Annotated in this window: 19 protein-coding genes, 1 tRNA gene and 1 pseudogene; 10 read left to right on the top strand and 11 right to left on the bottom strand. The window is 66.1% G+C overall.

What is annotated here, in order from left to right:
• Position 1: 1 nt before the first annotated feature.
• The 5 genes from AC5Y5Z_RS05065 to AC5Y5Z_RS05045 form a co-directional block, all read right to left on the bottom strand.
• The gene (locus AC5Y5Z_RS05065) at positions 2 to 1,456 is read right to left on the bottom strand and encodes a cytochrome ubiquinol oxidase subunit I (RefSeq protein WP_499923727.1); all 1,455 of its coding nucleotides are present in this window, start codon (positions 1,454 to 1,456) and stop codon (positions 2 to 4) included.
• A gap of 77 nt (positions 1,457 to 1,533) precedes the next feature.
• Positions 1,534 to 2,139, bottom strand: coding sequence for an HdeD family acid-resistance protein (locus tag AC5Y5Z_RS05060; RefSeq protein WP_463825458.1), 606 nt, complete (start codon positions 2,137 to 2,139; stop codon positions 1,534 to 1,536).
• Between the two features lie 30 nt (positions 2,140 to 2,169).
• Positions 2,170 to 3,495: an adenylate/guanylate cyclase domain-containing protein gene (locus AC5Y5Z_RS05055; RefSeq protein ID WP_499923726.1), complete on the bottom strand. Its 1,326-nt coding sequence runs from the start codon at positions 3,493 to 3,495 to the stop codon at positions 2,170 to 2,172.
• A 123-nt stretch (positions 3,496 to 3,618) separates the two neighbouring features.
• Entirely contained in the window at positions 3,619 to 4,194 is a 576-nt protein-coding gene (locus tag AC5Y5Z_RS05050; protein ID WP_463825223.1) for a hypothetical protein, read from the bottom strand.
• 101 nt (positions 4,195 to 4,295) lie between these two features.
• A tRNA-Leu gene (locus AC5Y5Z_RS05045) sits at positions 4,296 to 4,369 on the bottom strand.
• A gap of 75 nt (positions 4,370 to 4,444) precedes the next feature.
• Between AC5Y5Z_RS05045 and AC5Y5Z_RS05040 the strand changes: the two genes are divergently transcribed.
• Entirely contained in the window at positions 4,445 to 5,062 is a 618-nt protein-coding gene (locus AC5Y5Z_RS05040; RefSeq protein WP_463825224.1) for an ANTAR domain-containing response regulator, read from the top strand.
• A gap of 101 nt (positions 5,063 to 5,163) precedes the next feature.
• Here AC5Y5Z_RS05040 and AC5Y5Z_RS05035 read toward each other — a convergent pair whose 3' ends face one another.
• Together AC5Y5Z_RS05035 and AC5Y5Z_RS05030 are read right to left on the bottom strand one after the other, a co-directional pair.
• Entirely contained in the window at positions 5,164 to 6,366 is a 1,203-nt protein-coding gene (locus tag AC5Y5Z_RS05035; RefSeq protein ID WP_499923724.1) for a lipid-transfer protein, read from the bottom strand.
• Positions 6,363 to 6,806 (bottom strand): Zn-ribbon domain-containing OB-fold protein, encoded by a 444-nt coding sequence (locus AC5Y5Z_RS05030; RefSeq protein ID WP_499923722.1) that lies wholly within the window; start codon positions 6,804 to 6,806, stop codon positions 6,363 to 6,365. Before AC5Y5Z_RS05030 ends, AC5Y5Z_RS05035 begins: the two co-directional genes overlap by 4 nt.
• Before the next feature lie 51 nt (positions 6,807 to 6,857).
• On the opposite strand from AC5Y5Z_RS05030, the gene polA reads away from it, so the two are divergent.
• The 5 genes from polA to AC5Y5Z_RS05005 all read left to right on the top strand — a co-directional run bounded on the left by polA (position 6,858) and on the right by AC5Y5Z_RS05005 (position 14,339).
• Positions 6,858 to 9,587 carry a DNA polymerase I gene (gene polA, locus AC5Y5Z_RS05025; RefSeq protein ID WP_499923721.1) on the top strand — a complete coding sequence of 910 codons (2,730 nt, stop codon included), beginning with the start codon at positions 6,858 to 6,860 and terminating at the stop codon, positions 9,585 to 9,587.
• Between the two features lies 1 nt (position 9,588).
• Positions 9,589 to 10,545 (top strand): lysophospholipid acyltransferase family protein, encoded by a 957-nt coding sequence (locus tag AC5Y5Z_RS05020; protein WP_463825228.1) that lies wholly within the window; start codon positions 9,589 to 9,591, stop codon positions 10,543 to 10,545.
• A 142-nt stretch (positions 10,546 to 10,687) separates the two neighbouring features.
• Entirely contained in the window at positions 10,688 to 12,133 is a 1,446-nt protein-coding gene (gene rpsA / locus AC5Y5Z_RS05015) for a 30S ribosomal protein S1 (protein WP_463825229.1), read from the top strand.
• Positions 12,134 to 12,145: 12 nt separating this feature from the next.
• Entirely contained in the window at positions 12,146 to 13,360 is a 1,215-nt protein-coding gene (coaE, locus tag AC5Y5Z_RS05010; RefSeq protein WP_499923720.1) for a dephospho-CoA kinase, read from the top strand.
• A 7-nt stretch (positions 13,361 to 13,367) separates the two neighbouring features.
• Positions 13,368 to 14,339, top strand: a complete 972-nt coding sequence (locus AC5Y5Z_RS05005) for a DUF2889 domain-containing protein (RefSeq protein ID WP_499923718.1) — start codon at positions 13,368 to 13,370, stop codon at positions 14,337 to 14,339.
• A 3-nt stretch (positions 14,340 to 14,342) separates the two neighbouring features.
• On the opposite strand, the gene AC5Y5Z_RS05000 is transcribed toward AC5Y5Z_RS05005, so the two are convergent.
• The gene (locus tag AC5Y5Z_RS05000; protein WP_499923716.1) at positions 14,343 to 15,011 is read right to left on the bottom strand and encodes a LuxR C-terminal-related transcriptional regulator; all 669 of its coding nucleotides are present in this window, start codon (positions 15,009 to 15,011) and stop codon (positions 14,343 to 14,345) included.
• Positions 15,012 to 15,124: 113 nt separating this feature from the next.
• Here AC5Y5Z_RS05000 and AC5Y5Z_RS04995 point away from each other — a divergent pair, with 113 nt between their 5' ends.
• The 3 genes from AC5Y5Z_RS04995 (at position 15,125) to AC5Y5Z_RS04985 (ending at position 16,509) form a co-directional block, all read left to right on the top strand.
• Positions 15,125 to 15,280, top strand: a complete 156-nt coding sequence (locus AC5Y5Z_RS04995) for a DUF6131 family protein (protein ID WP_463825233.1) — start codon at positions 15,125 to 15,127, stop codon at positions 15,278 to 15,280.
• Between the two features lie 87 nt (positions 15,281 to 15,367).
• Entirely contained in the window at positions 15,368 to 15,928 is a 561-nt protein-coding gene (locus AC5Y5Z_RS04990) for a hypothetical protein (protein WP_499923715.1), read from the top strand.
• Positions 15,925 to 16,509 (top strand): hypothetical protein, encoded by a 585-nt coding sequence (locus AC5Y5Z_RS04985; RefSeq protein WP_499923713.1) that lies wholly within the window; start codon positions 15,925 to 15,927, stop codon positions 16,507 to 16,509. The genes AC5Y5Z_RS04990 and AC5Y5Z_RS04985 overlap by 4 nt, the downstream gene beginning before the upstream one ends.
• Positions 16,510 to 16,535: 26 nt before the next feature.
• Here the strand turns inward: AC5Y5Z_RS04985 and AC5Y5Z_RS04980 are convergent, their stop codons facing one another.
• Together AC5Y5Z_RS04980 and AC5Y5Z_RS04975 are read right to left on the bottom strand one after the other, a co-directional pair.
• Positions 16,536 to 16,976: a ribonuclease FAU-1 family protein gene (locus AC5Y5Z_RS04980; RefSeq protein ID WP_499924012.1), complete on the bottom strand. Its 441-nt coding sequence runs from the start codon at positions 16,974 to 16,976 to the stop codon at positions 16,536 to 16,538.
• Between the two features lie 74 nt (positions 16,977 to 17,050).
• Positions 17,051 to 17,686, bottom strand: a complete 636-nt coding sequence (locus AC5Y5Z_RS04975) for a TetR/AcrR family transcriptional regulator (protein WP_499924010.1) — start codon at positions 17,684 to 17,686, stop codon at positions 17,051 to 17,053.
• Between the two features lie 149 nt (positions 17,687 to 17,835).
• Between AC5Y5Z_RS04975 and AC5Y5Z_RS04970 the strand changes: the two genes are divergently transcribed.
• Positions 17,836 to 18,306, top strand: coding sequence for an Rv1443c family protein (locus tag AC5Y5Z_RS04970; protein WP_499923712.1), 471 nt, complete (start codon positions 17,836 to 17,838; stop codon positions 18,304 to 18,306).
• Here AC5Y5Z_RS04970 and AC5Y5Z_RS04965 read toward each other — a convergent pair.
• Positions 18,296 to 19,105 (bottom strand): annotated as a pseudogene (locus tag AC5Y5Z_RS04965) (ABC transporter permease); the annotation flags it as partial. The gene AC5Y5Z_RS04970 and the pseudogene AC5Y5Z_RS04965 overlap by 11 nt on opposite strands.
• Positions 19,106 to 19,113: the final 8 nt, after the last annotated feature.

The following is a 19,113-nucleotide window of genomic DNA, read 5'->3' as shown; positions in this document are numbered from 1 at the left end:
CCTAGTAGGCGAACGACAGCGGCTTGACGTCGTCTTCCTCAACAGCGGGCGCCGCGGGTTCGGCGTCGTGTTCCAGCGGCCCTTCGACGATGTAGCGCTTCAGCAACCAGAACCAGACGACCGCGAGCACGGCGTAGATCAACGTGAATGTCGTCAACGAGGCGATGACCATGCCGGGCCCGTGGTGAGACACCCCGCTGGCCACGGTGAGGTGGACGTTCGGGTCGCCGGTGGGATTGGGCACAACCAGCCAGGGCTGGCGACCCATCTCGGTGAAGACCCAGCCGGCGCTGTTGGCCAGGAACGGGGTAGGGATCGTGAGTAGGGCGAACCAGGCGAACCAGCGCTGACTCGGGATCCGTCCGCCGCGGGTCAACCACAACGCGAGCAGGGCGAACAGCACCGGGACCACCAACAGCCCGATCATCATGCGAAACGACCAGTAGGTGACGAACAGGTTCGGCCGGTAGTCATTGGGGCCGAACCGTTGCTGGTAGTCCCGCTGGATGTCGCGCACGCCCTGCAGCTTGACGCCCTCGAACTTGCCCTCGGCCAGGAACGGCAGCACGTAGGGCACCTCGATGACCCGGGTCAGGGCGTCGCAGTTGTTCTGTCGGCCGACGGTCAGGATGGAGAAGTCCGGGTCGACCTCGGTGTCGCACAACGATTCGGCGGATGCCATCTTCATCGGCTGCTGCTGGAACATGAGCTTGCCCTGGTGGTCTCCGCTGAAGAACAGGGCGGCGGTGGCCAGCAGCACGACCCAGCACCCCAGCACGGTCGCGGGCCGGTACATGGCCCGGGTGCCCGGGTCCACCGTGCTGGTCTGCGACCGGACCAACCACCACGCGCTGACGGCGGCGACGAAGGTGCCCGCGGTGAGCAGCGCGCCGGCGACCGTGTGGCCGAACGCGACCAGCCCGGTGTTATTGGTGAGCAACGCCCCGATGTCGTTGAGCTCGGCGCGGTGCGTCGTCGGGTTGTAGTGCACACCCACCGGGTGCTGCATGAACGAGTTCGCGGTGATGATGAAGAACGCCGAGACGTTGACGCCGATCGCGACAATCCAGATGCACGCCAGATGCACCAGTCTGGGCAGCCGGGACCAGCCGAAGATCCACAACCCGATGAAGGTGGACTCGAAGAAGAAAGCGAGCAGTCCTTCCATCGCCAGCGGCGCGCCGAACACATCGCCGACAAACTTGGAATATTCGCTCCAGTTCATGCCGAACTGGAATTCCTGCACGATGCCGGTGGCCACGCCGATGGCGAAGTTGATCAGGAACAACTTGCCGAAGAACTTGGTCAGCCGGTACCAGGCGACGTTGTCGGTGACCACCCACGCCGTCTGCATGACGGCCAGCAGTGGAGCCAGTCCGATCGTCAGCGGCACGAAGATGAAGTGGTAGACGGTGGTGATACCGAACTGCCAGCGCGATATGTCGACGACATTCATCTGTCATCTCCCGGGGCTGCGGGGACAATCGAATAACTACGACAAACTGTAGTAGTTAGCGTGGGCCAACGCCAGTGTCACATCGGCTGGTGGAACCCGGTGTTGGTCTGTGAGGCCTTGCGGATGCCGAACGCCGACACCACTTCGAAAATGCCGATGACGATCAGGCAGATGCCCACGACGTACGCCAGGGTGATGATCGAGTCGAACGGCGACGCCATCACGATGAGGCCGGCGAGCAGGCTGACGATGCCGACGAAGATCGACCAGGCGCGCCCAGGGAGGCCCGGGTCGCTGATCGCCGAGACGGTGGTGGCGACCCCGCGGAAGATGAAACCGACGCCGACCCAGATGGCCAGCAGCAGCACCGCGTTGCCGAAATGGCGAAACGCCAGCACCGCAAGAATCACCGAGGCCGCGCCGCTGATGAAGAGCAGGATCCGACTGCCCGCCGTCACGTGCAGGCTGAAGGCGAACACCACCTGCGCGATACCGGTGATGAGCAGGTACGCGCCGAAGAAGATCGCGGCCACCAGGACGGTTTGCCCCGGCCAGGCGGCCACGGCAGCGCCCAGCGCGAGCGACAAGATGCCCGACAGGAGCGTCGACTTCCACAGGTGCGGCAACAAACTCGGGGCAGGCAGCGGGGCGGGGTGTGTTTCCATGCAACCAGTGTGGCGTATGGGGCTGTGCGGGTACAGAGTCTTCCGGCCTCAGACGTGAGCGGCGCGCGGATCCTCGGCCGGCACGTCGGCGGCTTCATCAACCGGCTTGCGGCCGACGAGGTACCAGGTGCGCATCACGCCTTTGCCCTTGACGTCGATATAGCCGCGCTCGCGCAGGATGAAATCGTCCTTCAGTCGTTCGTAGACCTCGTCGGGAACCTGGATCTGGCCCACCGAATCGGTGGACTCCATCCGCGACGCGACATTGACCGCGTCGCCCCACACGTCGTAGAAGAACCGGCGGGAACCCACCACGCCGGCCACCACCGGACCGGTGGCCAGGCCGACCCGCAGCGGCACCGAGCGGCCGTGCGGATCCCTCAGGGCGGCGGCGACGTCGGCCATGTCCAGTGCGAAGTCGGCCAGCGCGTGCACATGGTCGGGCCGGGGTCGCGGAACGCCGCTGACCACCATGTACGAGTCCCCGCTGACTTTGATCTTCTCCAGCTCGTACTTGTCCACCAACAGGTCGAAGGCACTGTAGAGACGGTCCAGGAACCGCACCAGGTCGGCCGGCGCCGTGCTGCTGGCCCGCTCGGTGAACCCGACGATGTCGGCGAACAGCACCGACGCCTCGTCGTATTTGTCCGCGATGACCCGGCGCTCGGGCTCCTTGAGCCGTTCGGCGATGCTGGCCGGCAGCATGTTGGCCAGCAGCGCTTCGGAACGTTCGTACTGTTCCTCCATGACGGCCTCGGCCCGGGCGGTGTCGCGTAGCGCGAAGAAGACCGTCGCGACGACCATCACGCATGCCGACACCGTGGTGACGACGAATCCGGTGGACTGCGCCCACGGCGGCTGCAGGCCGGTGTTCCGCGGGATGACGAACTCGGTCAAGATGACCAGCCCCGCACCGACCGCAGCCAGGAAACTTGCCAGCACGATGTGCTCGATGCCCAGCAGCAGCACCACCAGGCAGGACCCGACGATGAAAAACAGTTGGGCGCCCGAACCGGTGCCGACATCCCAGCAACTCGCCAGAACTGTCGCGTAGGCGGCGGTGATGAACGTCAGGGGCGCCACCAATTCGCCGAAGCGATGCAACATCGGGATGGCCGCAAAGATCAGCGCGGCGACGATGTTGATCGCGATGACCTGCCACAGCCAGGAGCCGATGAACAGCTGCACGGCGATGAAACTGATGCTGACCAGGACCGCCATCCAGGAGGTGATGCTGAGCACCCTGGCCCGGCGCGCGGCGGTGTCGGCGTAATGCTGACGTATGTCGCGGGTTTGCGAGCGGGCAGCCGCGACGCAGTCCGGCCGGCGGGCGTCTTTGCCGGCTGAGAGGACACCGCACTTCTTCGCGGCCACGTAGTTAGCCTAACGGTTGAGCTCGGATGACGGGCGATCCTGCCGTCGTGAGTGTTCCTCACCACAACATGCAAGTTCGCCACAAAAATTCCGCAGGCATTGCGGTAGTCGTGCCTGGTCGTTTCAGCTGTCGCCGAGGCGGGTGAGGTGCTGCGCTTCGGAGATGCAGATGTCGCGGTAGGCCTGCATGCCGTTGTCGGCGGCAATTCGTGGGACGCGAACAAGGTCCTCCCTGAGGCACTTGGCCGCATAACCCAGCACGGGTTGCGCTGACGGATCGGACGGGTAGCTGTCCATTCCGCGCTGCGCGATCAGATCTGCGATGTTGAAGAACGTCTGGGCTGCGTGAAACACGTTGGCGCCACCGGCATTCGGGTGCCCGGCTCGCACGGCATAAATAGTTGCTGTCAGCGCGTCATTCACTGCCGAGTGGTAGAAGGAGTAAGCCGGATCGTCTTCGTCGACCAGGCGACCCATCAGCTTCGACAGCGTCGCACCGTCGTCATCGGGCGTCGCGGCCCACGCGGTGTGCAACGCGTCGAGTAGTACGTCGTGGTCTTCGGCGGTCAATGTTCCCAGTGCATTCACCGCGACGATGACGGCGCGTTGCGCGCTGCCGATCGCGAAAAGCGCCTTCTCCCGGTCGGTGGCGCGTGCGGCGAAAGCTGTGATTTCAGCACCGGGGAAAGCAGTGGTCACGGCCTACCGCGCCGCTCCGGCACCGGGCCACCGCCGGGACAGCGCCGTGTCGTACCAACACGGACGTCGTGGCAGGGATGGCTTGACCTGGTGATTTGCGGTGCCCTCGGTGAGATTCGAACTCACACTGTACGGGTTTTGAATCCGTTTCCTCTGCCAGTTGGGATACGAGGGCTTGGCGTCCGGCCTCCTACCTTAAATGAGGCACCCCGAGTTCCTGTTCGCAGCCGCCCACGACACAATGTTCGTCATGACGGGCCCCACCACCGACGCCGCCGCCGCTCCGCCGCGTCGGGTCCTGATCGCGGAAGACGAAGCGCTCATCCGCATGGACCTGGCTGAGATGCTGCGAGAGGAGGGGTACGACATTGTCGGCGAGGCCGGTGACGGTCAGGAGGCCGTCGAGCTGGCCGAGCAGCACAAGCCCGACCTGGTGATCATGGACGTCAAGATGCCTCGCCGCGACGGGATCGACGCGGCCACGGAGATCGCCAGCAAACGCATCGCGCCGATCGTGGTGCTGACCGCTTTCAGCCAGCGTGATCTGGTCGAACGCGCACGCGACGCCGGCGCGATGGCCTACCTGGTGAAGCCATTCACCGCCAGCGACCTGATTCCGGCGATCGAGCTGGCGATGAGCCGGTACAGCGAACTCACCGCACTGGAACGTGAAGTGGCCACGCTGTCCGATCGTCTCGAGACCCGCAAGCTGATCGAGCGCGCCAAGGGTCTGCTGCAGGTCAAGCAGGGGATGACCGAGCCGGAAGCCTTCAAGTGGATTCAGCGTGCCGCCATGGACCGCCGGACGTCGATGAAACGGGTCGCCGAAGTGGTGCTGGAAACCCTGGACACCCCGAAAGACGCCTGATCCTCAGCGCGCGAGGGTCGAGCGTCCTCAGATGTGCGCCAAAAGGGCTCTGCGAGTGCGCTTTTGGGGCCGCTCGCGGCCAAAGGCTGTGCCCGCGCGAGTTAGAGCGCGACGATCACCGACGAGCCGTGGCCGAACAGCCCCTGGTTCGCGGTGACGCCCACCCGCGCGTTCTCCACCTGCCGGCCGGTCGCCTGACCCCGCAGCTGCCAGGTGAGCTCGCAGACCTGGGCGATCGCCTGCGCGGGGATGGCCTCGCCGAAGCACGCCAGCCCGCCTGAGGGGTTCACCGGTACCCGGCCGCCTAGCGCTGTCGCCCCGGACCGCAGCAGCGCCTCGGCCTCGCCTCGATCGCACAACCCCAAGTGCTCGTACCAGTCGAGTTCCAGCGCGGTGGACAGGTCGTAGACCTCGGCCATGCTCACGTCCTCGGGCCCGATGCCGGCTTCGGCGTAGGCGGCGTCCAGGATCTGGTCCTTGAACACCCGCTCGGGTGCGGCCACCACCGCGGTGGAATCTGTTGCGATGTCGGGTAATTCGGGTAGATGCTGCGGGTACTGCGGGGTCACCGTGCTGACCGCGCGCACCGACGGGACGCCGTCCAGCGAGCCCAGATGCTTGCGGGCGAAGTCTGCACTCGCCACGATCAGCGCTGCCGCGCCGTCGGAGGTGGCACAGATGTCCAACTGCCGCAACGGATCTGACACCACCGGGCTGGCCAGCACGTCCTCCACCGACGACTCCTTGCGGTAGCGGGCGTTCGGGTTCTGCAGGCCGTGTCGGGAGTTTTTGACTTTCACCTGGGCGAAGTCCTCGGACGTCGCGCCGTAGAGGTCCATTCGGCGTCGCGCGAGCAGCGCGAAGTAGACCGGGTTCATCGCGCCGATCAGGTGGAAGCGCTGCCAGTCGGGGTCGTTCTTGCGCTCACCGCCGACGGGTGCGAACGCGCCTTTGGGGGTGGTGTCGGCGCCGATCACCAGCGCGACGTCGCAGAACCCGGCCAGGATGTGGGCGCGGGCGCTCTGCAGCGCTTGGGAACCGGACGCGCAGGCGGCGTACGACGACGACACCGGCACACCGTTCCAGCCCAGCTTCTGCGCGAATGTCGACCCGGCGATGAAGCCGGGGTAGCCGTTGCGGATCGTGTCCGCGCCGGCCACCAGCTGAATCTGCCGCCAGTCCAATCCCGCCTCGGCCAGCGCCGCCCGCGCGGCGACCACGCCGTATTCGGTGAAGTCGCGGCCCCACTTGCCCCACGGGTGCATGCCCGCGCCGAGGATGTACAGCGGTTCCGGGGAGCTCATGGCGCAATCCTCCAGGCGTGCACGATCCGTTCGACGCCGTCGGCATCGGTGAACAGCGTCATGGTGGCCAGCTCCATGTCCATGCCGACCTTCAGGTCGGCGGCGAGCGTGCCCTCGACGACCTTGCCCAGCACGATCAACCCCTCGTCGGCCAGTTCGACCGCGGCGATCGCAAATGGCTCGAACTCGGGCGGCGCCGGGTAGGGCGCCGGCGGCGGGTACCGGTTCTCGGTGTAACTCCACAGTTTTCCGCGCCGCGACAGGGCGACGGACTCCAGGGTGTCGCTATCACACGCCGGATTGGGGCAGTTGTTCTCCCGCGGCGGGAACACGTAAGTGCCGCAGTCGGGGCATTTGCTGCCGGTCAGGTACGGGCGGTCGGCGTCGTCGGTGGCGAACCATCCATCGATCGCCGGTTCTTGGCGGGTGACCTCGGGCACCCGCCAAGACTACCAAGCGCTTGTTTGGGAGCGCCAGGTGCGTCAGACCCGATGCCTAGAGTGAGACCCGTGCCTGTCGCGACTTCGCAACCAGTCAAGCAAGCCAAGCCGACCCTGATGCTGCTCGACGGCAACTCGCTGGCGTTCCGCGCGTTCTACGCGCTGCCGGCGGAGAACTTCAAGACCCGCGGTGGGCTGACCACCAATGCGGTCTATGGCTTCACCGCCATGCTGATCAACCTGCTGCGCGATGAAGCGCCCACGCACATTGCCGCCGCGTTTGACGTGTCGAGGCAGACCTTCCGTTCCGAGCGCTACCCGGAATACAAGGCCAACCGGTCCTCGACCCCCGACGAGTTCCACGGTCAGATCGACATCACTAAGGAGGTGTTGGGCGCACTCGGGATCACGGTGCTGGCCGAACCCGGGTTTGAAGCCGATGACATTATCGCCACGCTGGCCACCCAGGCCGAGGGTGAGGGTTACCGGGTGCTGGTGGTTACCGGCGACCGGGACTCGCTGCAACTGGTCAGTCCCGACGTGACCGTGCTCTACCCGCGCAAAGGCGTGAGCGAACTGACCCGCTTCACCCCGGACGCCGTCGTCGAGAAATACGGCCTCACTCCCACGCAGTACCCGGACTTCGCCGCCCTGCGCGGCGATCCCAGCGACAACCTGCCCGGCATACCCGGAGTGGGGGAGAAGACCGCGTCGAAATGGATCATCGAGTACGGCTCGCTGCAATCGCTGGTTGACAAGGTCGATACCGTGCGCGGCAAGGTCGGCGACGCGCTGCGGGCGCACGTCGCAAACGTCGTCCTGAACCGGGAACTCACCGAACTGGTCCGCGACGTGCCGCTCGCACAAACCCCGGACACGCTGCGACTGCAACCCTGGGACCGCGACCAGATCCACCGGATCTTCGACGACCTGGAGTTCCGGGTCCTGCGCGATCGGTTGTTCGACACGCTGGCCGCCGTCGAACCAGAGGTCGACGAGGGGTTCGACGTGCGCGGCGGTGCGCTAGAGCCCGGGACCATCGCCCGGTGGCTCAGCGACCACGTCAGCGACGGGCGCCGGTCCGGCCTGACGGTCGTGGGCACCCACCTGCCGCACGGGGGTGATGCCACCGCGCTGGCCATCGCCGCCGCCGACGGCGACGGCGCCTATATCGACACCGCCACGGTCACCCCGGAGGACGACGCGGCGCTGTCCGCGTGGTTGGCCGATGCGGACAAGCCCAAAGCCCTGCATGAGGCGAAGTTGGCCATTCACGACCTGACCGGGCGCGGCTGGACGCTGAGCGGCGTCACCTCCGACACCGCGCTGGCCGCCTACCTGGTGCGGCCCGGGCAGCGCAGCTTCACCCTCGACGACCTCTCGCTGCGCTACCTGCGCCGCGAGTTGCGGGCGGAAACCACTGAACAGCAACAACTCTCGTTGCTCGACGATGTGGACGGCACCGACGAGCAGGCCGTCCAGACCACCATCCTGCGGGCCCGAGCGGTCATCGACCTGGCCGACGCGTTGGACACCGAGCTGGACCGCATCGACTCCACCGCACTGTTGGGTGAGATGGAGCTGCCGGTGCAGCAGGTGCTGGCTGGCATGGAAAGCGTCGGCATCGCCGTCGACCTCGACAAGTTGACCGAACTGCAGAGCCACTTCGCCGACCAGATCCGCGACGCCGCCGAAGCCGCCTACGCCGTGATCGGCAAGCAGATCAACCTGGGCTCGCCCAAGCAGCTGCAGGTGGTGTTGTTCGACGAGCTGGGCATGCCCAAAACCAAACGCACCAAGACCGGCTACACCACGGATGCCGACGCCCTGCAGTCGTTGTTCGACAAGACCGGCCACCCGTTCCTGCAACACCTGCTGACCCATCGCGACGTCACCCGACTGAAGGTCACCGTCGACGGACTACTCAACTCGGTGGCTGCCGACGGCCGCATCCACACCACGTTCAACCAGACCATCGCCGCGACCGGCCGGCTCTCGTCCACCGAACCGAACCTGCAGAACATCCCGATCCGCACCGACGCCGGGCGGCAGATCCGCGACGCCTTCATCGTCGGGTCCGGCTACACCGAGCTGATGACCGCCGACTACAGCCAGATCGAGATGCGGATCATGGCCCACCTGTCCCGCGATGACGGCCTGATCGAAGCGTTCAACACCGGTGAGGACCTGCACTCCTTCGTCGCCTCCCGCGCGTTCGGGGTCCCGATCGACGAGGTCACCGCCGAACTGCGCCGCCGGGTCAAGGCGATGTCCTACGGCCTGGCCTACGGGCTGAGCGCCTACGGGCTGGCCGCGCAGCTCAAGATCTCCACCGAAGAAGCCAAGGAGCAGATGGACCAGTATTTCGCCCGGTTCGGCGGAATCCGGGACTACCTGTTCGCGGTCGTCGAGCAGGCCCGCAAGGACGGTTACACCTCGACTGTGCTGGGTCGGCGCCGTTACCTGCCCGAGCTGGACAGCAGCAACCGGCAGGTCCGCGAGGCCGCCGAACGGGCGGCGCTTAACGCACCGATCCAGGGGAGCGCGGCCGACATCATCAAGGTCGCCATGATCGAGGTCGACAAGGCGATCACCGCAGCTGGGCTGACGTCGCGCATGCTGCTGCAGGTGCACGACGAGCTGTTGTTCGAGATCGCGCCGGGGGAGCGCGACGAGCTCGAAACGCTGGTGCGGGACAAGATGGGCGGGGCGTACCCGCTGGACGTGCCGCTAGAAGTGTCGGTGGGCTACGGCCGCAGCTGGGACGCGGCGGCGCACTGACATGTCGGACAGGGATCAGCGCAAGCCGCTCGTGCGCTACCCAGTGATGGTCTTCTCCAAGCTGTTCGGGATGTTGCCCGCCCCGGTGGCGGATGCGTTCCTGGCGGTGCTGGCCCGGCTGGTGTACTGGCGCGGGCGCGCCCAACACATGAACGTGCTGCAGGACTTCCGCGACAACGTGGACCCGACCGCACAGTTCTCGTCGCGCAAGTGGCGGCCGGTGCAGGCGATGTACCGGGCAATCGTCCGCAACGCGAACGACGCCATCTGGTTCCTGGCCGCACCGCACAAGGTGGCGCTGCGGCGGTTTCACATCGCCGACCCGTCGCCGATCCACGCCGCCCTCGAGGCCGGCCGCCCGGCCGGAGTCGGCGTCATCGTGGCCTTCCCGCACCTCGGCTCCTACGCGGCGCTGCCGATCGTGCTCGCCCTGAATAACCTGCCGACCACCGTGGTCGCCAACCGGCAGCGTGCCCTCATGCAGTGGGTCATTTCGCGTGGTGCGCAGAAGGCCGGGCTGGAACTCATCGTCGTCGACCGCACCGGCGGGACCAGTATCACCGCGGCCATGGCCGACGCCCTGCGCCGTGGGCGCATCGTCGCGATCGCGGGCGACTATTTCCGGGCCCGCGAAGGCGGCGGCACCAACGGCATCGAGGTCGACCTCGCCGGTATCAAACGGTCGGTTGGTCCGGGACCGGCGCTGCTGGCGCTGCGCACGGGTGCGCTGATCGTCCCCGGCGCCGTCTTTCAGCGCCGTCACCAGCGCGAACCGGTCTTCGGACAACCGATCGCCGCCGAAGTCCCGTTGGACGGCAGCGACCAGAACATGAGGGACGCGGTGCAGGCGACCTCGCAGCAAGTGGCCGATGCGCTGGCCGAATTCATCAGACGCGAGCCGGACCAGTGGTTGATGCCCGGCGGATTGGTGTCGGACTCGATCGGCCGTCAGCGCTAGCGGTACCTACCCTGGCCCGGTTTGGCCAGCGTGCAGCCAGTCGAGTAGCCTCGACGGGTATCCGTGTGCTCGATCGCGGGTCACACCAATAACTCAAGTCCCAAGTCCCTACGATGAACCCTGTCCGGAGCAACCCAACAATATGCCGAGTCCCACCGTCACCTCGCCGCAAGTAGCCGTCAACGACATTGGCACCAGCGAGGACTTTCTCGCCGCAATAGACAAAACGATCAAGTACTTCAACGATGGCGACATCGTCGAAGGCACCATCGTCAAAGTGGACCGGGACGAGGTGCTCCTCGACATCGGCTACAAGACCGAAGGGGTCATCCCCGCCCGCGAACTCTCGATCAAGCACGACGTCGATCCCAACGAGGTCGTTTCCGTCGGCGATGAGGTCGAAGCCCTGGTTCTCACCAAAGAGGACAAAGAAGGCCGCCTCATCCTGTCCAAGAAGCGCGCCCAGTACGAGCGCGCCTGGGGCACCATCGAGGAGCTCAAGGAGAAGGACGAGGCCGTCAAGGGCACCGTCATCGAGGTCGTCAAGGGTGGCCTGATCCTGGACATCGGGCTGCGCGGCTTCCTGCCCGCCTCGCTGGTCGAGATGCGCCGGGTGCGCGACCTGCAGCCGTACATCGGCAAGGAGATCGAAGCCAAGATCATCGAGCTGGACAAGAACCGCAACAACGTGGTGCTGTCCCGCCGCGCCTGGCTGGAGCAGACCCAGTCCGAGGTGCGCAGCGAATTCCTCAACCAGCTGCAGAAGGGCACCATCCGCAAGGGTGTGGTCTCCTCCATCGTCAACTTCGGCGCCTTCGTCGACCTGGGTGGGGTGGACGGTCTGGTGCACGTCTCCGAGCTGTCCTGGAAGCACATCGACCACCCGTCCGAGGTGGTCACGGTGGGCGACGAGGTCACCGTCGAGGTGCTCGACGTCGACATGGACCGTGAGCGGGTTTCGTTGTCGCTGAAGGCAACTCAGGAAGACCCGTGGCGGCACTTCGCCCGCACCCACGCCATCGGCCAGATCGTGCCGGGCAAGGTCACCAAGTTGGTGCCGTTCGGTGCGTTCGTCCGTGTCGAAGAGGGCATCGAAGGTCTGGTGCACATCTCGGAGCTGGCCGAGCGTCACGTCGAGGTGCCCGACCAGGTGGTCGCCGTCGGCGACGACGCGATGGTCAAGGTCATCGACATCGACCTGGAGCGTCGCCGGATCTCCTTGTCGCTCAAGCAGGCCAACGAGGACTACACCGACGAGTTCGACCCGGCCAAGTACGGCATGGCCGACAGCTACGACGACCAGGGCAACTACATCTTCCCCGAGGGCTTCGACGCCGAGACCAACGAGTGGATCGAAGGTTTCGACGCCCAGCGCAACGAATGGGAGGCCCGGTACGCCGAGGCCGAGCGTCGGCACAAGATGCACACCACCCAGATGGAGAAGTTCGCCGCGGCGGAGGCTGCCGACCACGGCAGCGGTGGTCAGTCGTCGTCGAGCAGCAGCTCCTCGGAGAAAGCCGCCGGCGGATCGCTGGCCAGCGACGCGCAGCTGGCGGCGCTGCGCGAAAAGCTAGCCGGCAGCGCTTAATCCGGCGCGAGGATGCTGCGCATCGGGCTGACGGGCGGCATCGGCGCCGGGAAATCAGCTCTGTCCAAGACGTTCTCGCAGTGCGGTGGCATCATCGTCGACGGTGATGTCATCGCCCGCGAGGTCGTCGAACCGGGCACCGAAGGTCTGGCGTCGCTGGTCGAAGCATTCGGCGAGGACATCCTGTTGCCCGACGGCGCACTGGACCGGCCGGCGTTGGCGGCGAAGGCTTTTGCCAACGACGAGGAGCGCAAGAAGCTCAACGGCATCGTGCACCCGTTGGTGGGCAAGCGCCGCGCCGAGATCATCGAGTCGGTGTCCAAGGATGCCGTTGTGGTGGAAGACATTCCGCTGCTGGTCGAATCGGGGATGGCCCCACTGTTCCCGCTGGTCGTAATCGTGCACGCGGACGAAGAACTGCGGCTGCGACGGCTGGTCGAACAGCGCGGCATGAGCGAGGAGGACGCCCGCGCCCGGATCAACGCGCAGGCCACCGACGAGCAGCGCCGCGAGGTCGCCGATGTCTGGCTCGACAACTCGGGCAGTCCCGACGACCTGGTGGCGCAGGCCCGAGACGTGTGGCAGCACCGGATCCTGCCGTTCGCGCACAACCTGACCGAGCGTCAGCCGGCGCGGGCCGCGGCACGGCTGGTCCCGGCGGACCCGACCTGGCCGGAACAGGGCCGGCGCATCGTCAACCGGCTGAAGACCAACTGCGGGCACCGGGCCCTGCGCGTCGACCACATCGGCTCGACGGCCGTTCCAGACCTGGACGCCAAAAACGTTATCGACATTCAGATCACCGTCGAATCACTGGACGTCGCAGACGAACTCGCCCAACCGTTGCTGGCCGCGGGGTACCCGCGCCTGGAGCACATCACTCAGGACGCCGCCAAGGCCGACGCCCGCAGCACCGTCCCGGGTTTTGACCACAGCGACGATCCGGCCTTGTGGCACAAGCGAATCCACGCATCGGCCGATCCTGGTCGGCCGACCAATGTGCACATCAGGGTGACGGGCCGGCCCAATCAGCAGTTCGCGCTGCTGTTCGTCGACTGGCTGAAGGCCAATCCCGCTGTGCGCGAGGATTATCTGGCGGTCAAGCGCGAAGCGGACGCCACCGGTGGCGGCGACACGATCCGTTACGTCACCGCCAAGGAACCCTGGTTCCGGGACGCCTACCGGCGGGCCTGGGAGTGGGCCGACAGCACTGGCTGGAAGCCCTAGCCCGGCCATGCCGTTCGTCACCGACATCCTCGGACCGCGGCGGCCCGTAGCGCATCCCGCCCCAGCGCTGAATACTGGGCGACGCCGACGCACCAGCACCATCGACACCCATCCGGCCGACGGCGGCGGCGCGGCGGTCGACCTTCGGGCGCGCGACGTGGCAGAGGCCGGGGAGGGCGGCGTTGATGTGCTGGACGAGGTCCACGTCGACGCGCTGCTGGTCGACGGCGTCATCGACCGGATCAGTGGCACGCTGCCTGTCGGGCGACTCCCTGAGCTGCACGGATGCCGGGTCGGACGGGGTTTCCGGTCGGGCATCGCCAGGCTGTTCCCCGACGAGGTGCAACGGGCCAGTCTGCTTCATCTGCTGCTCGACGACTGGGTGGGCGCGGCGCTGGTGTCGGGATACGCGACCCAGCATGCGGCGATCGTCCTGGGGGTCGAGCAGAAGATGCCGCCGGGGGTGGCCGACCGGATGGCCGGCATCTGTGCCGGATTCGCGCCGGACGCGTCGTTGATCGGCTATACCCGGCAGCACGATGTCATTCCGACCGGCCGCGGGCCGGTGGCCCCGGCGCTGGACGGACTGCACGAGGTCGAGCCGCTGCGGGCGGGCGGCATGCGCAGGTTCCGTCGGCTCGACCTCTGGCCGTCGGGTGCCGATTCGTGGCAGTTCGATGCCCACTTCCGGGACTCCCACATGGACGACGAACTGCTCGAGACGATTGTGCACGAGTACACGGTGGCCGGCACGATCGACGAACCGACGCGGACCGTCACGACGGTCAGTGCCGAGGTACGGGTGCTGCCCTGGCAGGAATGTCCGGGCGCCATCGCCAGTGCAGCCCGTATCCGCGGAATGACGATTGACGAACTGCGCGACCGGGTCCGCGGTGAATTCGTGGGCACCAGCACGTGCACCCATCTCAACGACACCTTGCGGGCGATCGCCGATCTGAACGCTCTGCTGAGCCGGTAACCCTTACGGTCCGCCGCGCCAGTGCTCGATCCGGTGATGGTCGGGCGTGAAGCCGTGATCGACACCCCACAGCACGGCTTGGGTGCGGCTGGCGACGCCGATCTTGCGATAGATCGTGCGGATGTAGGACTTGACCGTGTTGGGACTGAGGTAGGTCAGCCGCGCGACGTCGGCGTTGCTCTTGCCCTGCGTGATCAGGGCCAGGATTTCCGCCTCCCGGTCGCTGAGCCCCTCGCCGCGGCCCGGCCAGTCCAGTCCTGGTGCGCTACGCGCGCGGGCCGCCACATCGCTGATGACGAGTTCCCCGGAGTGCACGGCCTCCAACGCGGCCACCAGCTCGCGCGCCGGCAGCGTCTTGGAGAGGTAGCCGTGCGCCCCGTGCCGGCGGGCGCTCTCCACCAAGTCCGGGTGAAAGTTCCAGGTGTACACCACAACTCGACGTGCCTGTGGATTGGCGACCAGGACCGCGATTTCGTCGTGGTCGGATTCTGGCTGGGCGAATGAGTCATAGAGGACGATGTCCACCGCGTCCGAGACGGGCATGGTGGAGTCGAGTTCCGCGATCACAATCCGGTCGCGATACGGGTCCAGCATGTTGGCGACACCCTTGACGACGACGTCGTAGTCGTCGACCAGCGCGACCGTGATCGGCGCGCGAGCAGCGGGCGGCATACCGGCACATTACCTCCCTAGGGGTGTATTGCTACCCCCCTAAAGGGTGTTCGACTGAGCAACATCGGGAACATCGACCGTTCGCTGGACCATCGCCCGAAGGAGGGCTCATCGTGATCATTCTCGGTCTCGTCCTATTGATTGTCGGATTCGTCTTCAAGATTTCCATCCTGTGGACCATCGGCATTGTGCTGCTCGTCATCGGCGCCATTCTGGCCGTCCTGGGTGGGATGGGCCGCGCAGTCGGAGGCCGCCGGCACTACTACTGAGCCCGCCCCGTTGTGCGGCAGCTCACAAACTGACGTTTGCGTCGGTGCCGCGGCGGTTATTCGACATGAGTACGAGAGGAGCAGAAAATGGCTCTCTGGCAACAGATTTTGATTGCGGCCCTCGTCATTCTGGTGATCGCCGCGATCATTGTTACAGCAAGTCTGGCGAGCGGTCGCAGAAAATCTCAGCGGCTCAAGCAGCACTACGGCAGTGAGTACGAGCGTCTGGTCACCGAGACCGGGGACGCGAAGGCGGCGGAGCACGAACTCACCACCCGGGAAAACAATCGCAAGAAACTCGACATCGTTGCGTTATCCCCTTCTGCACTATCGGATTTCAGCAGCCGCTGGCATCAGGTGCAGACCGGCTTCGTCGACAACCCGGCCGCCGCGGTCGGCGTTGCTGATCGGCTGGTCACCGACGTGATGCGGGAACGGGGTTATCCCGTCGACGATTTCGATCAGCGAGCGGCCGACATCTCCGTCGACCATCCGCAGATCGTCGAGAACTACCGCGCTGCGCACAGCATTCACCTGGCTCAGCAACGCGGCGCCGTCGATACCGAGCAACAACGGGAAGCGTTCGTGCACTACCGCGCACTGTTCGAGAAGTTGCTCGAAACCACGCCAAAGGAGGCAAGCGCATGACCACCCACGAGCAGCAAGCACGGGTCCCCGGTAGCTATGACGAGGGCCAAACCCCCACTGCGACAACCGGGCCCGTCACTGAGCACACGGCGCCGACGCAAGCCGGTGAACCGTCTGTGCTGTCCAGCGCGCCGGCGCCGGCTGCAGGCCAGGAGCAATTCCGGGACACGCCGGCGCCGGTTGCCGGGCAAGAGCAGTACGGCCAAGAGCAATATCGGGATGCGCCGGCGGCGCCCAGCCAGGAACAGTGGCAACCTCCGGTCGACGCGCCGGCGGCCGGTGAGTCGCACGCGTCTCACGAATCCGCCACGGCGGAAACGCTGTTCGCCGATGACGATCTCACCGAACTGCGCGGACGCTGGGCGGCCGTACAGGCGGCGTTCGTCGACGATCCGAAAGACTGCGTGCAGAAGGCCGACGTGCTGGTCTCGGACCTGGTCGATCAGCTGACGTCAGGATTCGCCCAGGCCCGCTCGCGGCTGGAAGAACAGTGGGCCCGCGGCCAGGAGGCCTCGACCGAAGACCTTCGGTTGGCCCTGATGCACTACCGCGAGTTCTTCGAGCGACTGCTGGCAGTCTGAGTTATGCGGTAACGCAACGGCTTTGACTATCTCCGCCGCCAGGTGAGTTCCACACCGGCGGCGGAGAGCCAGCGCGTCAGGTCATAGCCATTGGCGGCCAGGCCTTCGATCGCGGTGATTGCGCGCCGTACGGCGGACTCCGCGACCGCCGCGGGCAGCAGGCCTTCTAGCAACGCCTCGAACAGCTCGTCGACATCGGCGAGTTTGGCACGCTGCCCGGTGAAGACCTCGATGTCCAGATAGTGGTCTTCCGAACGCCACACCGTCGGTCCGGGCGTGTACTCACCGACGTCGAGGTAATAGTCGTGATCACGTTCATGACCGGGATTGAAGTGAAACACGGTGGCGCGCAACCCGAACGACGGCAACAACCACGACTCCAGGTAGTGGAACTGCGCCCGGCCGGGCGTGGGCCGGGCCAGGTACAGCCCCCAGGGCCGCAGCCGGAATTCGTCGACCGTCCGCACGATGCCCTTGGGATCGGTGTTGGTGTGGGCGGTCAGATCGAACGTCTCCCGTTTGGGTGGGTGCATATGACCACCTACCGATCGACGCCGACGTGGACGTCAGGACAGAGATATCCGGCGAGCAGCGCGACGATATCGTCCTCGACAGCCTGGAAGTCGACGGGATCCGGCGAAGTGACCAGCCGGTGCACCAGCGAATCGATGGTCGCCACGACAACCTGCGCGCGCAGTCTGCCGGTGTTGCGCACCTCGGGATGCTGTTCGAGCACCCAGGTGACCGCCTCGACGCTGAGCCGCTCCATGTCGTGCAGCCGGTCCAGGAACGCCGGCGCCCGCGGCGCCTGTTCGAACAACACCCGGTGCAGACGGGGATCGTCACGGTGGTTGTCGATGGCCGCGCGGACGAAGAGCCGCAGCGTGTCATCGAGCCGGGCCGGCAGCCCGTCGGACAACCGTTCGCTGAACAGCCGCGCACCGGCGTCGACGTGAGCGTCCATCAGGGCACGCAGGATGGCGTCCTTGTTCGGGAAGTACTGGTAGAGCGAGCCGATCGACACTCCGGCGCGTTCGGCGATGCGGTTGGTGGTCCCCGCCGCGTAACCGTGCTCGGCGAAAATGTGAGCCGCCGCGTCCAGGACCCGCTGCCGGGTCTGGGCGGCGCGTTCCTGTTTGGGCTGCTTGCGCTGCCGGAACCGGTCGGTGGGGGCGATCGTGCATCTCCTGCTTAAAGCGAGTAGTCATCCGGTGCCGTGACCAGCAGAATTAGGTTACCCTAACAAGCTGCCGAGCAGACGCAAAAGCCCCCATTTCGGCACGAAAACAGGGGCTTTTGCGTCTGCTCGGCGAAAAGGAGTTGATTGTGCGCACCGTCCATATCGAAACACTTTTAGCCGCCGATGCCGACCGGGTGTGGCCGGCGATGTTGTCGCCGGCGACTTTCCTCTACGTCTGCAAAGGTCTGTTCGGCTTTCCCGCACTGGCCGGGCGGACCGAGGCGTTGCATCTCGGCGAGCGTGGCACCGGCTGGCTGATGGCGTTTCACCTGATACCGGCCTATCGGCACACCATCGAGGTCGTCGAGGTGGACGAGGCCACTCACACCATCCGGACCCGTGAGCACGGCGGGCTGCTCAAGGTTTGGAACCACACGCTGCACGCCGAACCCGTCGACGGGCACTCCTGCCGGTACAGCGACACCGTCGACATCGATGCCGGCGCGGCGACCGCCCTGGTGGCAACGGTGGCGGTGGGGATCTACCGCTACCGGCAGCGCCGGTGGCGCAGACTCGTCCGCCGGCAGATAGCTGCGCAGCGTCCGGCTACCGCTTGAGCCGGATCTTCCACCGCACGAAACCGCCGTAGCACACCGACAGCGCGGCCAGCATGCCCATGTCCAGCAGCCAGATCTTCGACGTGTGCTGCCAGAACCGGTCGCCCGGCACCAGCGAACCGGGCACCAGGTTGCGCACGTCCACCGTGGAAGCGGCGGCGGCGTACCCCCAGCGGGCCGGCACCACGGTGGAAACCTGTTCCAGCACAAGCCGATTGGTCACCGGGACCATCCCGCCGCACAACACCAGCTGCGCCATGATCGACACCACGAACAACGGCATGATCTGCTCGTTGGAACGCACCAGGGCCGAGATGGCCAGGCCCAGGATCGCCGATGCCACGCAGGTGCCGGCCACCGTCAAGAACAACTCCACGGTGGCGGCGACGTTTCCGTGGCCGAACACCAATCCGCCCCGGGACGGCGCGCTCTTCCCGACCATCACGATGGTGGTGGCGATCGCGGCCTGCAGCACCGCGAAGACGCAGAACACCGCAGTCTTGGCGGCCAGATAGGCCGATGTCGACAAACCCACGGCCTGCTCGCGCTGAAAGATCGGCCGTTCGCCGACCAGATCGCGGATGGTCAGTGCGGTGCCCATGAACGCCGCGGACAGCAGCAGCAGGTTCAGGATCTGCGCGGCCTCGTCCGGCGTGCCGGCGTGCTCGAAGACCGCCCGGAATCCATTGGAGCCGGGAACGGTCAGCGACAATGCGCCCAGGATGAACGGCAACACCGCCAGGAACACGAAGTAGGCGCGATCGGCGACCACCAACCGGACCTGCCGCCGTGCCACCGTGGAAATCT

The organism is Mycobacterium sp. NGS29 (genome assembly GCF_059812965.1).
Note: the sequence above shows the minus strand (reverse complement) of the source record. Positions and strands in the feature narration are given on the sequence as shown.

Coding starts and splice junctions, on each gene's coding strand:
- AC5Y5Z_RS05065 (WP_499923727.1), bottom strand. CDS start 1,456: ATGAATGTCGTCGACATATCGCGCTGGCAGTTCGGTATCACCACCGTC.
- rpsA (WP_463825229.1), top strand. CDS start 10,688: ATGCCGAGTCCCACCGTCACCTCGCCGCAAGTAGCCGTCAACGACATT.
- AC5Y5Z_RS05035 (WP_499923724.1), bottom strand. CDS start 6,366: ATGAGCTCCCCGGAACCGCTGTACATCCTCGGCGCGGGCATGCACCCG.
- AC5Y5Z_RS04990 (WP_499923715.1), top strand. CDS start 15,368: ATGGCTCTCTGGCAACAGATTTTGATTGCGGCCCTCGTCATTCTGGTG.
- AC5Y5Z_RS04985 (WP_499923713.1), top strand. CDS start 15,925: ATGACCACCCACGAGCAGCAAGCACGGGTCCCCGGTAGCTATGACGAG.
- AC5Y5Z_RS05005 (WP_499923718.1), top strand. CDS start 13,368: ATGCCGTTCGTCACCGACATCCTCGGACCGCGGCGGCCCGTAGCGCAT.
- AC5Y5Z_RS05040 (WP_463825224.1), top strand. CDS start 4,445: ATGACGGGCCCCACCACCGACGCCGCCGCCGCTCCGCCGCGTCGGGTC.
- coaE (WP_499923720.1), top strand. CDS start 12,146: ATGCTGCGCATCGGGCTGACGGGCGGCATCGGCGCCGGGAAATCAGCT.
- AC5Y5Z_RS05020 (WP_463825228.1), top strand. CDS start 9,589: ATGTCGGACAGGGATCAGCGCAAGCCGCTCGTGCGCTACCCAGTGATG.
- polA (WP_499923721.1), top strand. CDS start 6,858: ATGCCTAGAGTGAGACCCGTGCCTGTCGCGACTTCGCAACCAGTCAAG.
- AC5Y5Z_RS05000 (WP_499923716.1), bottom strand. CDS start 15,011: ATGCCGCCCGCTGCTCGCGCGCCGATCACGGTCGCGCTGGTCGACGAC.